The 13849-nt window shown below is 49.6% G+C and carries 11 protein-coding genes; 7 read left to right on the forward strand and 4 right to left on the reverse strand.

What is annotated here, in order from left to right; genetic code table 11:
• Positions 1–11 precede the first annotated feature (11 nt).
• From QUE34_RS09015 to QUE34_RS09040, 6 genes are read left to right on the forward strand one after another with little or no spacing between them, the layout of a single operon-like run.
• Entirely contained in the window at positions 12–1238 is a 1227-nt protein-coding gene (locus tag QUE34_RS09015; RefSeq protein WP_071776729.1) for a baseplate J/gp47 family protein, read from the forward strand.
• A complete protein-coding gene (locus QUE34_RS09020) occupies positions 1222–1848 on the forward strand; it encodes a hypothetical protein (RefSeq protein ID WP_047085282.1) in 627 nt (208 codons plus the stop codon). The genes QUE34_RS09015 and QUE34_RS09020 overlap by 17 nt, the downstream gene beginning before the upstream one ends.
• Entirely contained in the window at positions 1845–3296 is a 1452-nt protein-coding gene (locus QUE34_RS09025) for a phage tail protein (protein ID WP_137561213.1), read from the forward strand. Before QUE34_RS09020 ends, QUE34_RS09025 begins: the two co-directional genes overlap by 4 nt.
• A 26-nt stretch (positions 3297–3322) precedes the next feature.
• Positions 3323–3853 (forward strand): tail fiber assembly protein, encoded by a 531-nt coding sequence (locus QUE34_RS09030; protein WP_047085464.1) that lies wholly within the window; start codon positions 3323–3325, stop codon positions 3851–3853.
• Between the two features lie 23 nt (positions 3854–3876).
• Complete coding sequence (locus QUE34_RS09035) at positions 3877–6150, forward strand: prophage tail fiber N-terminal domain-containing protein (protein ID WP_286338950.1); 2274 nt, start codon at positions 3877–3879, stop codon at positions 6148–6150.
• A 14-nt stretch (positions 6151–6164) separates the two neighbouring features.
• A complete protein-coding gene (locus tag QUE34_RS09040) occupies positions 6165–6743 on the forward strand; it encodes a DUF4376 domain-containing protein (RefSeq protein ID WP_047085573.1) in 579 nt (192 codons plus the stop codon).
• A gap of 458 nt (positions 6744–7201) precedes the next feature.
• Here the strand turns inward: QUE34_RS09040 and uspF are convergent, their stop codons facing one another.
• From uspF to nifJ, 3 genes are all read right to left on the reverse strand, one after another.
• The gene (gene uspF / locus QUE34_RS09045; RefSeq protein WP_001295593.1) at positions 7202–7636 is read right to left on the reverse strand and encodes a universal stress protein UspF; all 435 of its coding nucleotides are present in this window, start codon (positions 7634–7636) and stop codon (positions 7202–7204) included.
• Positions 7637–7776: 140 nt separating this feature from the next.
• The gene (gene ompN, locus QUE34_RS09050) at positions 7777–8910 is read right to left on the reverse strand and encodes a porin OmpN (RefSeq protein ID WP_032302961.1); all 1134 of its coding nucleotides are present in this window, start codon (positions 8908–8910) and stop codon (positions 7777–7779) included.
• A gap of 365 nt (positions 8911–9275) precedes the next feature.
• A complete protein-coding gene (gene nifJ / locus QUE34_RS09055) occupies positions 9276–12800 on the reverse strand; it encodes a pyruvate:ferredoxin (flavodoxin) oxidoreductase (protein ID WP_032302962.1) in 3525 nt (1174 codons plus the stop codon).
• Positions 12801–13073: 273 nt separating this feature from the next.
• Here nifJ and QUE34_RS09060 point away from each other — a divergent pair, with 273 nt between their 5' ends.
• Positions 13074–13340, forward strand: a complete 267-nt coding sequence (locus QUE34_RS09060; protein ID WP_001295715.1) for a putative hemolysin — start codon at positions 13074–13076, stop codon at positions 13338–13340.
• On the opposite strand, the gene hslJ is transcribed toward QUE34_RS09060, so the two are convergent.
• On the reverse strand, positions 13337–13759 hold the full coding sequence (gene hslJ / locus QUE34_RS09065) for a heat shock protein HslJ (protein ID WP_001309480.1): 423 nt from the start codon (positions 13757–13759) through the stop codon (positions 13337–13339). The two genes, QUE34_RS09060 and hslJ, sit on opposite strands and share 4 nt — an antisense overlap.
• Between the last annotated feature and the right edge of the window lie 90 nt (positions 13760–13849).

A 13849-nucleotide genomic window follows, 5' to 3' on the forward strand; every position in this document is an offset into this window, starting at 1 on the left:
TGAGATTAACTATGTCAGAAATACCAATTACTATGACCAGTGCGGGTGCGCAGCCTACGCCACCCAATGATTTGCTCGCGAATCTTATCACCAGAGTTGCTGAAAAAGTACCTGGATATACAGCCAACCTTCCGGCAGGACTTATTACAGACCTTGCCAGCACGGCAGTAGGGGCGCTGGCATTAATAGACCAGGCGCGGGTGGACCTTATTAACTCTGTAAGCCCATACGGCGCGAATATTCCGTTACTGATGCAACTCGGAAACATTTATGGAGCACAGAAGGGATTAAGTACAAATACGGCGGTATACGTGGTGTTTGAGGCGTTGCCGGGATTTGGTATCCCTAAAGGATTTGTGGTTGGAGACGGTAACTACCAGTATGCAGTTTCCCGCGATACGGTGGTGCCGGAAAGTGGGCAGACTGAGCCAGTTTACTGTGTGGCCACAACGTCAGGCTCATGGGCTGTACCGGAAGGGACCGTGACGCAGGTTATTACATCAGTACCCAAAGACCAGCCTGTAAAATGCACGAACCTTACCGCAGGGATGCCAGGTCAGGAGGCGCAGACGTGGGCATCTTACCGCGCCGAAGTCATGGAGTCCGGCATGTTTGGTGTGCAGGGAACACCGGATTGCTTTAAAGCGATGCTCAAATCAGTAAGCGGTGTGCGCGAAAACCTGATTTCTTTCCGGCAGTCGTCGCTGGGGAAATGGGTTGCGGTTGTTGGTGGCGGTGATCCGTATGACGTGGCTTATGCGATTTACAAATCTGTACCGGATATTTCGAAACTGACCAACGATGTAAGCAATCCATCCGGTGCGGCAGTGGAAAAACGCACGGTTTCAATAACCGTTTCGCCGGACGTTTATCAGGTACCGTTCGTTATCCCGTCATCACAAAACGTCATGGTGCTAATCACCTGGAACACGGTGTCTGATGATTATGTTGACCCGGCGGGTATTGCTATGGCTGTGCAGCAAAACGTTGCTGATTACATCAATTCAATTGAAGTCGGACACCCGATAAATCTTCTGCGTATCCAGGATATTTTTACCAGTTCCGTCAGGTTGCTGGTTGATGCGACGTTGATCTCAACAATCAGTGTGAGCATTGGTATTAACGGCCATATTGTTCTTCCGGCGAAAGACACAAGCCTGGTTTATGGCGATACCTATTCCTATTTTTCAACGGTGGCATCACAGGTTCAGGTCAACAAGTATGCAATATCTGACTGAGAAAATTCTCCCTGCTTATCCATTTGTGCAGTACAGAGATGATCCGAATGTTGTTGCGTTCTTTGATGCATACAATGAAATTGCTCAGGAATACCTCGATTCACTCAACAATCTGGCATTGCCATGCTGGACATCGGAATCAATAACCGGGCAATTGCTGGACTGGATTGCACTCGGGATTTATGGCGTTGAAAGGCCTTTACTACAGGTTTCCGAGGAGGCTATTGCACGCGGCGCATACGATACCATTGAATACAATACGATCCCGTATGCAGCAATGCGGAATTATGTTCCGGGGCAGGCATCGTATGTACCTGATGATTATTTCAAACGAATATTAACGTGGAATTTTTATAAGGCTGACGGTTCGCATTTCTGCATTGACTGGTTAAAGCGCCGTGTGGCGCGGTTCATTCATGGAAAAAACGGAATAGACCCGCCGTTGCAGCACACTTTTGATGTGAGCGTGACTGTATCGGACAGTGTTTTTTCTATTCAGATACCAGAATGTGGTGATGGTATAGGCTATTTTCTGAAAGATGCCATTGACCAGAAATATGTAAAACTCCCTTTTATTTATTCCTATGCAACAACGGTGATTCAAAAATGATTCTTGGATTCGGCAATAACGTTGTTTCAGCACTGGCTGGTGATATCACCACGATTCAGACTGATATTCCGGTAATGCCCGGTACAGGGGCTAAATTTGCAAAATTGCTTTCTGCCGATTTTGAAAATAAATCGAACGAGCAACGCGTCTATGCAAAAATTACGCTTACCGATAATAAAGAGTCTGCATTTGAGATTTGTCACCTGGTATCGGTAAGCGGTGATGTGTTGAGAGTCATTCGTGGGCAGGAAGGAACAACCGCGAAAGGTTGGTCCCTTAATGACGTTGTAGCTAACTTTGCCACGCGTGGTTCGGAAAACTATTTCGTACAGATAGCGCAGCTTCAGAGCGGTCATTATATTGCGGGTGTTGCTGGTGGCACTGCAAACGCACTGACGCTGGAACTTCCCTCGACGTTTTTTGTTAATGGAGGTACAGACTGGACGCTACGAACTCCGATTATCGTTTTCCCCGTTCAGAACAATACCAACGCCGCGACGCTTCAATTAACACTAGGTGGAAAGGTTCTTGGTACGTTCCCACTTTATAAGGGGAACAAGTCCGAGCTGGTAGCGAATGATATCATTAAGGGTATTCCTTTGATTTGCCTTCTTGATAGCGAGAGAAGTTATTTCAGCGTGATAAACCCCGGCAATATCTATTCAGATTTTGATCTGCGATATGTAAAAAAATCCGGCGACACAATGAGCGGGAAACTGACACTGCCTCAGACTTCTGCATTTGGTGTAAATACAGAGAATATACTGGGCGGGAATTCACTTGCGATAGGTGAAGGGCAAACGGGTTTAAAGCAGGTATCAGGCACACTTTCCATATTTGTACAGGGAAATGAAGTTTTTTATCTGGAGGAGGATACCATTACCGCGATGGTGGATATTCTGCTCAATGGCTATTTGTCAGCGGATAAGGTGATGGTAGCCAGTAGCTCTGGCGGCTGGATTGATATGCGTAACCAGAGTGTTTTTCTTGGACGCAATCCGGTAAGCACAAACAGTGCCCAGGCTTTGTTGCGTCAGGATCATGCAGACAGAAAGTATTTCCTGGGGGGGTTGGGGAATAAGCAGTTCGGCATTTACATGATAAATAACAGCCGTTCAGATAATGGTACGGACGGGCAGGCGTATATGGACGAGTCGGGAAACTGGCTATGTGGTCGTCAGATTATCCCGTCAGACTACGGAAACTTCGATGCACGTTACGCAAAAACAGGGGCCAGTATCACTTCTGTAAGGCTGGGGTCAAGACAAAGCTACTCCCCCGCAGGTAACTGGTATACCTGGACGCAGGACCTTGGTAGCGGAAACGTCATGACCGGGATAATCGTTCAGGATACTGGCGACAATTCTGCAGATAACATTGGTGGTATTTATTACCGGACCATTCAGTATTGTGTGAATGGTACCTGGATGAATGTATCGTCGATATGAATTCGCGTAAAAGAACGGTAAACACCATGATAAACATTAAAAACTTCAGAGAATACACACCGGAAAATCCACCAGTAGCGTGGGCGTTATATCTCATCAGTGAGGATGGTCAGGACTGGTACGAATGCCAGAAACAGTTTGCGACGAATACATACAAAATCATGTATGACAGTAATAACATTGTCCGCAGCATTACAACCGATGTTTCTGCGCTCTGTCCACTTAATGCAAGTGTTACCGAACTGGATGTACTTCCTGATGGTGTGAATATTGATGGTGGATGGTATTACCAGGACGGCGAAGTGCTGCCTGTGCCAGTGGATTATGTGGCCAAAGCAGAGGCAGAACGTCAGCGTCTGCTGATGACGGCACAGGATATCACATCCGGTTGGGCTACCGACCTGGCGCTGGGCATTCTCAGTGATGAAGAAAAAGAAAAACTGAAAGTCTGGCGCATTTACGCGAAATCGCTGCAGGCGATGGATTTCAGCACTATTACTGATAAAGCCTCATATAACGCCATTGAATGGCCCGTCTCTCCGGAAACCTCTTCCTGATTTAATTTATCGCGAGAAAAACTATGTCTGTAGTGATATCAGGTGCGTTGACTGATGGCGCAGGCATCCCCATGTCCGGATGCCACATAATTCTGAAATCCCGTGTGAACACCTCAGAGGTGGTGATGCGCACAGTTGCCGACGTGGTGACAGGAAACTGTGGCGAGTACTGTTTTAAGGCGCAGGCCGGAAAATACTGCGTATATCTGAAACAGGACTGGCGCGACGAGTACTGTGTTGGCAATATTGCTGTATACGATGACTCAAAGCCCGGCACACTGAATGATTTTCTGACCGCGCTGGATGAAGGCGACCTCAAGCCCGACGTGGTGAAACGCTTTGAGGAAATGGTGGCGCAGGCGCAGCAGAGCGCGGAAGCAGCAGCGGAAAGCGAGCGACAGGCCGGGCAACATGTCGCTGATGCGCAGAAGATAAAGGAAGACTGCGAGACGCTGGCGGATAACGTACAGCAGAATGCAGAAGCCGTTGCCGAAGACAAAAATCAGGTGGCGCTGCTGGCATCATCTGCCACACAGGATGCGGCCCGCGCAGAGCAGGCTGTCAAGGATGCCGACACGATAGTCCGGAAAGCGGTCGATAAACTTGCTGATGCTGCAACGCTGACCGGCGAGGCAAAAGCCAGTGCCGAAGCTGCCGCACAAAGCGAACAGAATGCGGAAAATCACGCTGATAATGCAGCACAAAGCGCACAGCAGACCGCGCAGGATGTGGAGGCAACGGTCACCGCCCGTGATGATGCGGAACGTTTTGCGGGTGAGGCTGAAAACAGCGCACAGACATCAGGCACAGCGCGGGACGAATCAGTCGATGCCGCCGAACGTGCCCGCCTTTATCATAATGCCGCATCATCAGCTGCAACCAGCGCGGAAAATGCAGCAAATGCTGCACTCGGGCATGAAAACAGCGCCGCTGAATACGCCCGACAGGCTAAAGCCAGCCAGGATGCAGGTGCAGACAATGCGCAGGAAGCGAAACAGTACAGGGATGAGGCACAGCAGATAGTTGATGACCTGAATGCAACAAATGCCAGCACGACAGAAAAAGGTCTGGTGCAACTCTGTAGTGATACGGACAACGACAGCGAGGAACTGGCTGCCACGCCAAAGGCTGTCAAAGACGTCATGGACGAGACGAAAACAAAAGCGCCACTGGACAGCCCGGCCTTCACCGGCACCCCAACCACCCCAACCCCACCGGATGATGCCGCCGGTCTGGAAGCAGCGAACGCAGCGTTTGTGCGCAAACTGCTTGCTGCGCTGGTTGGCTCATCGCCGGAAGTTCTGGACACCCTGAACGAGCTGGCAGCGGCGCTGGGCAATGACCCGAACTTTGCGACGACAATCACAAACGCGCTGGCAGGCAAACAACCGCTTAATGACGTCTTAACGGCAATCAGCGCACTGACGCAACGGGCAGATAATCTTCTGTACTTCAATACAGACGGGAATGCCTCACTGTCTCCGCTGTCAGAGAAGGCCCGCGCATTACTGGCGCATGACACGGCTGAAGCCATGCGCACGGAGCTTGAGCTGAGCGCGGCTGCGACGATGGAACCCCAGAGTGATATCCGTGACCGCACACCGGGCAGGCTGGCCCTGTCCGGGATGTATGGGTTTGGACAGGCATTCACCAGCGCCGAAGCTCTGTCATTTAACGGACAGGCTGATTTCGTTATATGGCTGCAGACAGTCACCCCGGGGCGTTATGCGGTCAGTATTGCGGACTCCTCCACGCTGCTGGTGGGCACCACGAAATTTAACGGTATCATTGATGTGATGTGGTCACCCTCTGATAACGATGGTTCAGACTCAGCGCGTAAATTCAAAATGCTGCTGTACTACAACCAGTATTACGAGGATGAGCACAGCATACATTGTATGCGTTATCGCTACAGTGGTAACAGCTGGAATGCAACATCAAGCCTTATTGTGTATGACGGTAGCTCACTGGCGTACTTGTTGTCCAGGACGGCGGGGTCAGGCTCATATTACAAATACCCGGCCGTCGGTGTGCCGATAATGGCGGTATATCAGGGGGAGAGTTTTGGTGCAGATGTGTCTCTGGGGCTCGGTGATACTGTGCCGGGTTCCCGTCTTGGCCCTCTGGCCATGAGTGCACGGATTAGCGATACAGGGACATACCAGTCCTCACCGGTGGCTGTGATTGGCGGTGCCGGTGAATACAACTTCCCCGGTCGTTACGCGGCGCTTTCGGGGACCCGCATTAGTCACGATACAACGCGTGGCTATATTGGCCTTTTTGTACGCATTGAGTAATGAGGAAATCAGGCATGAAAATCAGAGCGGTGAAAGGCATCAGAAACGCACATTATCTTGAAAATGGTGCGGTTGACTGCGAGGTGTTATTTGAAGGTGAAACGGAGTTCGCCCTGTATACTGCCATACAGGATGATATGGCCCCGACAGGCCAGCATGTCTGGCAGGAGCTGCAAAGCGGGAAATGGGGCGAAATCGCCCCGTTCACTGTCACGCCGGAACTTATTGCAGCGGCAAAGGATGCCAAAAGGCGGGAAATTGAGGCATGGCGCGACAGTCAGGAAAACATTGAGTTTATTTTCACGTTTGATGGCCGTCGTTTTGATGGCGGAAAAACCTCGCAGTCACGCCTTGCCCCCGTGGTTGCAGCAGCACAGGCCGGACTGCTTCCGGATGGTTTTTTCTGGACTGATGCGGATAATAACAACGTCGTACTGACCAGGGAGAAACTTATTGCGCTGAACGATGCCATGATGGTGGCCATGGTGGAGGAGGGCTTTAAAATCCACGAACGCCAGCGGGAGATGAAGGAACAACTGAATAATCTGGATGATTTGCGTTCAATCAGGGAAATGGTGATTAGCGATAATTAGCGGTCAATTCCGGGCTTTTTTGGCGCGCTTTCCGCCCAGAATTATACGTCAATTAGCCTGGAATTAATCGGGTTCAGGATTGTTTTGTTGTGGCAAAATTGGGACAAAAGGGGCAAAAATGGGGCAAAAAAAGAGTAGGTCATTGTGGTTTATTGTAGTTGCTGATATGTTTTAATTCATTGAAAATGAAATAAAATACTTATGAGTCAGATGGTTGCAATTTTTGTCCTTACTTGTTCAGGTTGTATTGTTCTTTCTTACTAATTTCTTGATTTTGCGACATTTAAAAGCGACTCAATTCGTTATATGGCATCAGAAGAGTATGCGTCATGCCGGAACGCCCAGCATAAGAAATCTGATATAAAAACTGTGGCGTGTATGGTACGGATTAGAGGGGAAAATGTCAGCACATTTGCGAAATGAATCAAAAAGCCCGCAGCAATGTGCGGGCGTTAGTGTCAGCGCACAACCAGCACGGAGCACTCTGCGTGACGCACTACAGCTGCGGCGTTAGAACCGAGCAGATAAGTGGTGATATCCGGTCGATGGGAAGCAATGATGATCATATGAGCGGGGATCTTCTTCGCCAATTCCAGAATGCGGTCTTTGGGCGAGCCTTCCTCAACATGGACATGCACTCTGTCGGTTGGCAGTTTAAATTTTTTTATGATCTCTTCCAGTTGCGATTTGGCTTCCGCTTTCAGGTCATCCATTGCCGGTAATTCTGCGGAATACGCTAAACCCAGAGAGGCATAGTAGGGCAGTGAAGGTATTACCGTCAGGAAATGAACCTCTGCATCATCAATCTTTGCCTCTGCCTCAACGTGGCTAATCACGCGTTGAGTTAATTCTGAATCGGAAATATCGATAGGGACAAGAATCGTTCTGTTCATAAAACCTCCTGTTTTAGTATCCGCATAAAGTGTAACGCCAGATGACACTTTTTGTGTAATGACGGAGTTCACATTTTTAATTTAGATCAAAGGAGGAAGAATAAGCAGAAAAAGCCCGCCATAACAGCGGGCAGGAGGATTTAGAACTGATAAACCAGACCTAAAGCGACAATATCATCGGTAGAGATGCCGTTGGCAGCGTAGAAGCTGTCATCTTCATCCAACAGGTTGATTTTATAGTCAACGTAGGTGGACATATTTTTGTTGAAATAGTAAGTCGCGCCAACATCGGCGTATTTTACCAGATCTTTATCATCAACACCTGCCGGGTTGTCTGCACCACCGGCAGCGTGCAGGTCACGGCCTTTAGACATCAGGAAAGAGACTGCCGGACGCAGACCAAAATCAAACTGGTACTGTGCAGTGACTTCAAAGTTCTGGGTTTTGTTTGCAACAGCATAATCGCTGTCGCCAAACGGGGTCATATTACGCGTTTCTGAATACATGGTTGCCAGGTAAATATTGTTAGCATCGTATTTTAGCCCAGCAGTCCACGCGTCTGCTTTATCACCACCAGCCGCAGTATGGTTAACCTGGTCATTGGTGCGGTCAGAAGAGGTGTATGCCGCACCAGCGCTAAAGCCCATGCCTAAATCATATGTTGTGGAAAGACCCCAGCCGTCACCGTTTTCATGGCGAACATCACGTCCGTTGTTGGTGCCTTCCTGACCATTACTGGCTCCTTCGTTGTTACCTTGATACTGCACCGCGAAGTTCAGACCATTTACCAGACCGAAGAAATCAGTGTTACGATAAGTCGCGACGCCATTGGCACGACCAGTCATAAAGTTGTCTGCATTGGTATAAGAGTCACCGCCAAATTCAGGCAGCATATCGGTCCAGCCTTCGATGTCGTACATTACGCCATAATTACGTCCGTAATCGAAAGAACCGTAATCTGCAAATTTCAGTCCGGCAAATGCCAGACGGGTCCATGACTGGTTTTTTGAAGATTCAGTGTTGTTTGCCTGAATATTGTATTCCCATTGACCGTAGCCAGTAAGTTGATCGTTAATTTGGGTTTCGCCTTTAAAACCCAGACGCGCATAGCTCTGGTCGCCATCTTTCGCTGAATTATCAGAAAAATAATGCAGGCCATCAACTTTGCCATACAGATCAAATTTGTTGCCGTCTTTATTATAAACTTCGGCTGCATGTGCAGCACCTGCGGCGAGCAGGGCAGGAATTAAAAGTGCCAGTACTTTGCTTTTCATTGAATAAATCCTTTAGTTATTTTATTTGCCTTTTATCCCCATTTCGGGGAGTGAAAACATCCTAAAGGAGAAGTTCAGTTAGCCGATAAATATCATTTGTTACGCCTTAAGTAAAACCTTAATCAAATAATTCCTCTGAAATGATAATAAGCCTGGTGAATGTATCGAAGATAATACATACAAAATAAAAATTATACTTTTAATTTGCTATACGTTATTCTGCGCGGGTTATATGCCTTTATTGTCACAGATTTTATTTTCTGTTGGGCCATTGCATTGCCACTGATTTTCCAACATATAAAAAGACAAGCCCGAACAGTCGTCCGGGCTTTTTTTTAGAATTGGATTATCCTTATCCAGAGCATTTAATCGGTGTTGCTTTTTTCCGCTTTTCCGGCCATTTGTGCCAGGAAGTCATAGCGTTTTTGCAAATCAGCTGCGGCATCTTTCCATAACTGTTCTGCCACTTCTGGCTGCTGCGAATTCAGACGACGGAAACGCTGCTCGTGAAGTAACGTTTCTTCCAGTGCTTCTGACGGCGGGCGTGAATCCAGCGCCAGCGGCAGTTTGCCTTCATCGGCTCGACGTGGATCGAAGCGATATAGCGGCCAGAAGCCGGTGGCAGTGAGTTGGCGCATCTGGTCGTGACTGAGTGCCAGATCGTAACCATGCTCTTCACACGGGCTATAAGCGATGATCAGCGATGGTCCCGGATACGCTTCTGCTTCCTGAATCGCTTTCACTGTCTGGTTGAGCTGCGCGCCGAGAGAAATTTGCGCCACATAAACATGACCGTACATCATCATACTGACGCCAAGATCTTTACGCGCTTTACGTTTGCCGTGCTCGCCAAATTTAGTTACTGCACCCAGCGGTGTCGCTTTCGACGCCTGACCACCGGTGTTGGAATAGCATTGCGTATCCAGCACCAGAATGTTGACGTTTTCCGTCAAACTCAATACATGATCCAGACCGCCAAAGCCAATATCGTAAGCCCAGCCATCGCCACCAATCAGCCAGATTGATTTTTCCACCAGTGCATCTGCATCACGTAGCAGTTCATGTGCTTCGGCAACATCGTTGAGTTGCTGACGTAAAGCTGCAACCTGTTCACGACGAACCTCTGGCGTGGCGTCTGATTTCAACGCAGTCAGTAATTCCGCCGGGATTTTATCGGCAAATTGATCCAGCAGACGCAGCACGCGGACACGGTGTTGATCGACCGTCAGGCGGAAACCAAGGCCAAATTCGGCGTTATCTTCAAACAGCGAGTTCGCCCATGCCGGTCCACGACCGTTGGCATCAGTGGTATATGGTGTGGAGGGCAGGTTACCACCATAAATTGAAGAACAACCCGTAGCGTTAGCGATCAACATCCGATCGCCATAGAGCTGAGTCAGCAATTTAATATACGGCGTCTCGCCACAACCAGAGCAAGCACCTGAATATTCAAACAGCGGTGTAATCAGTTGCGATGTACGAATATCAATACGTTCCAGTTTGCTGCGATCGATTTCTGGTAAATTCAGGAAGAAGTCGTAATTGATTTTCTCTTCCTCGACATGTTCCAGGCGCGACATCATATTGATGGCTTTAATCTCTGGATCCTGACGGTCTTTCGCCGGGCAAACTTCGACGCACAGGTTACAGCCGGTGCAATCTTCCGGAGCTACCTGCAAGACATATTTCTGCCCGCGCATATCACGCGATTTTACATCCAGCGAATGCAGGCTGGCAGGGGCATTTTCCATTGCTTCAGGCGGCACCACTTTGGCGCGAATAGCTGAGTGTGGGCAAGCGGCAACGCAGTGGTTACATTGGGTACAGAGTTCCTCTTTCCAGATGGGGATCTCTTCGGCAATATTGCGTTTTTCCCAGCGCGTGGTGCCCATCGGCCAGGTGCCGTCTGGCGGCAGCGCCGAAACGGGGAGGGCATCACCAAGCCCGGCGAGCATCGCCGCGGTTACGGTTTTCACGAAATCAGGAGCAGCATCGGAAACCACAGGCGGTCGATTGGCGCTGTGCGGATTAACCGGCTGCAGCGGAACTTCTTCTACGGATTCACGCGCCAGTGCCAGAGCCTGCCAGTTGCGTTCCACCAGATCCTGGCCTTTGCTGCTGTAGCTTTTGGCAATCGCGCCCTGCAATTCGGCCAGGGCGCTGTCGCCAGGCAGAATTTGCGTCAGATGGAAAAAAGCCATCTGCATGACGGTATTAATTCGGGCCGCCAGGCCACATTCACGGGCGATTTTCGCCGCGTTAATCACATAGAAGCGCGCTTTTTTCTGGTTTAACACGGCCTGAACTTCCTGCGGCAAGCGCGACCATACTTCATCTGCGCTGTACGGCGTGTTGAGCAGGAAAATGCCGCCAGGTTTCAAACGTTCAGCCATCTGATATTTATCGATAAACTGCAACTGGTGGCAGCCAACAAAATCAGCCTGGGAAATGAGATAAGCGGAACGAATCGGCTGCTCGCTCACGCGAAGGTGAGAAACCGTCAGGCCGCCCGCCTTTTTGGAGTCGTAAACAAAATAGCCCTGTGCGTACCACGGCGTGGAATTACCGATAATCTTGATATTGTTTTTGGTCGCGGAAACGCTGCCATCACTACCAAGGCCATAAAACAAGGCTTCCAGTTTCGCCGAATTTGGCAGGGTGTTTTCCGGCAACGGCAGTGACAGATTGGTCACATCATCGTAAATACCAACCGTAAAGCGCGCTTTCGGTTTAGCTGCGTTGAGCTCGGCAAATACCGCCAGTACACAGTCCGGGCCAAATTCTTTGGATGAAAGACCATAGCGCCCACCAATGACACGGGGCAGGGTTTCACGCTCGCCATTATTAAAGGCTTCTGCCAGTGCGGTCATCACATCCAGGTACAGGGGTTCCGCTTGCGCACCTGGCTCTTTGGTGCGATCCAGCACCGCCACTGTCCGAACAGAGTCCGGCAACGCTTGCAGTAAGTGTTTGGCGGAGAAGGGACGGTACAGGCGAACTTTCAGCACGCCGACTTTTTCGCCACGGGTTAGCAATTCATCAACCACTTCTTCACAGGTGCCAATGGCAGAGCCCATCAGGATAATCACCCGTTCCGCTTGTGGATGCCCGTAATACTCAAACGGCTGATACTGGCGACCTGTCGCGGCAGCGAAATCATTCATCGCCTGTTCAACATGGTCATAGACTGCGTTGTACCATGGGTTGGTGGCTTCGCGAGACTGGAAATAAGTGTCAGGATTGGCGGACGTACCGCGGATCACCGGATGTTCCGGGTTGAGTGCACGGGCGCGATGAGCATCAATTTCTGCCTGCGGCATCAGTTCAAGAATAGTGTCATCGGCCAGCGGGACAATTTTATTGATCTCGTGGGAGGTGCGGAAACCATCAAAGAAATGAATAAATGGCACGCGACTTTTCAGCGTCGCAATGTGCGAAATGAGAGCAAAGTCTTGCGCCTCCTGGACGTTTGCTGCACACAACATCGCGCAACCCGTCTGGCGCACTGCCATGACGTCGGAATGATCGCCAAAAATAGAGAGTGCATGTGTGGCAACGGTACGAGCCGCAACATGCAGGACAAACGGCGTCAGTTCGCCTGCCAGTTTGTACAGCGTTGGGATCATCAGCAGCAAACCCTGCGATGACGTAAACGATGTTGAGAGGGCGCCAGTTTGCAAAGCACCATGCACGGTAGCGATAGCACCCGCTTCCGACTGCATTTCAACCACGCGTGGTGTGTCTCCCCAAACGTTTTTCAAGCCGTTTCCGGCCCATGCATCAGCCTGTTCTGCCATCGTGGAACTGGGGGTAATAGGGTAGATGGCGATAACTTCACTGGTGCGAAACGCCACCGAAGCAACCGCGCCATTACCGTCAATAGTAATCATATGACACCCTTACATTGCGCAAATGAGGGGCGCACGAAATTGCTGCGCGCCCAGTAGTTATCTTTCAATTTTAGCAAATGGCTTTCTTCTGCATTTTCGCTTTTGTGTCCCCCACATCAGCGTAATGAATGTTTTGATCAAACAGAGGGCAAAAAAATAGCCATAAAAAAGTAAAAATGCGGGGCAACGCGCAGGACAGCTCTCGACGCCGCCCTCTGTGCTGCCTATTATTTATGGCGGTGTCGTTTGGCTTGAAGATCAGAGGAAGAAAAGATGCGAGCAGCGTTTTGGGTAGGGTGTGCCGCTTTATTATTGTCGGCGTGTAGTAGTGAACCTGTTCAGCAGGCGACTGCGGCGCACGTAGCGCCAGGTTTAAAAGCGTCGATGTCCAGTAGTGGAGAAGCAAATTGTGCAATGATCGGCGGTTCGCTTTCTGTTGCCCGTCAACTGGATGGTACGGCGATTGGGATGTGTGCATTACCCAACGGCAAACGCTGTAGCGAACAGTCACTTGCCGCCGGGAGCTGTGGCAGCTATTAATTCATTAAATCCGCCAGCTTATAAGTTAATGTCTGTTTCGCGGTCGCCAGCGTTAACTGGTTCGCGGTCAGATCCACTTGTGCACCTTCTTTCAGCATTTCGCTAATGGTGTTATCGAGTTCATTAAGCTGCGGGTTAGCGCACATCATACGGGTCATTGCCAGCCCTTTGGCTGTCAGTTCACCATTAGACAGTTTGCCTTCACCGCTAAAGCGGTTACACATGCTGCCGGAAATCATCATCTTTTCACCAAAGCTGATTTCTGGCGGGTTTTTATCGCTGGTCACGGGCTTACCGTTTACGCTTTCCAGCACAAAGCGATGATGCTGTAGCTGTTCTGGGGTTACAGCAATTTTGTCATTACTTACACATCCCGCCATCAGCAGGCTTAGCGCAACAAGCGCGGCTACTTTCTTCATTGTGGTTCTCAATTACGGTTTCTGACTGAGGAATATTTTAAGAATAGAGGATGAAATATCTTTGGGGATTATCTGAATAAGCTCCCCTGG

This window comes from Escherichia sp. KS167_9B (assembly GCF_030295215.1).
Lineage (GTDB): Bacteria > Pseudomonadota > Gammaproteobacteria > Enterobacterales > Enterobacteriaceae > Escherichia > Escherichia coli_F.

Bases quoted from the DNA above. Each gene is read 5' to 3' on its own strand.
- QUE34_RS09015 (WP_071776729.1), top strand. From the start codon at position 12: ATGTCAGAAATACCAATTACTATGACCAGTGCGGGTGCGCAGCCTACG.
- QUE34_RS09020 (WP_047085282.1), top strand. From the start codon at position 1,222: ATGCAATATCTGACTGAGAAAATTCTCCCTGCTTATCCATTTGTGCAG.
- QUE34_RS09025 (WP_137561213.1), top strand. From the start codon at position 1,845: ATGATTCTTGGATTCGGCAATAACGTTGTTTCAGCACTGGCTGGTGAT.
- QUE34_RS09030 (WP_047085464.1), top strand. From the start codon at position 3,323: ATGATAAACATTAAAAACTTCAGAGAATACACACCGGAAAATCCACCA.
- QUE34_RS09035 (WP_286338950.1), top strand. From the start codon at position 3,877: ATGTCTGTAGTGATATCAGGTGCGTTGACTGATGGCGCAGGCATCCCC.
- QUE34_RS09040 (WP_047085573.1), top strand. From the start codon at position 6,165: ATGAAAATCAGAGCGGTGAAAGGCATCAGAAACGCACATTATCTTGAA.
- uspF (WP_001295593.1), bottom strand. From the start codon at position 7,636: ATGAACAGAACGATTCTTGTCCCTATCGATATTTCCGATTCAGAATTA.
- ompN (WP_032302961.1), bottom strand. From the start codon at position 8,910: ATGAAAAGCAAAGTACTGGCACTTTTAATTCCTGCCCTGCTCGCCGCA.
- nifJ (WP_032302962.1), bottom strand. From the start codon at position 12,800: ATGATTACTATTGACGGTAATGGCGCGGTTGCTTCGGTGGCGTTTCGC.
- QUE34_RS09060 (WP_001295715.1), top strand. From the start codon at position 13,074: ATGCGAGCAGCGTTTTGGGTAGGGTGTGCCGCTTTATTATTGTCGGCG.
- hslJ (WP_001309480.1), bottom strand. From the start codon at position 13,759: ATGAAGAAAGTAGCCGCGCTTGTTGCGCTAAGCCTGCTGATGGCGGGA.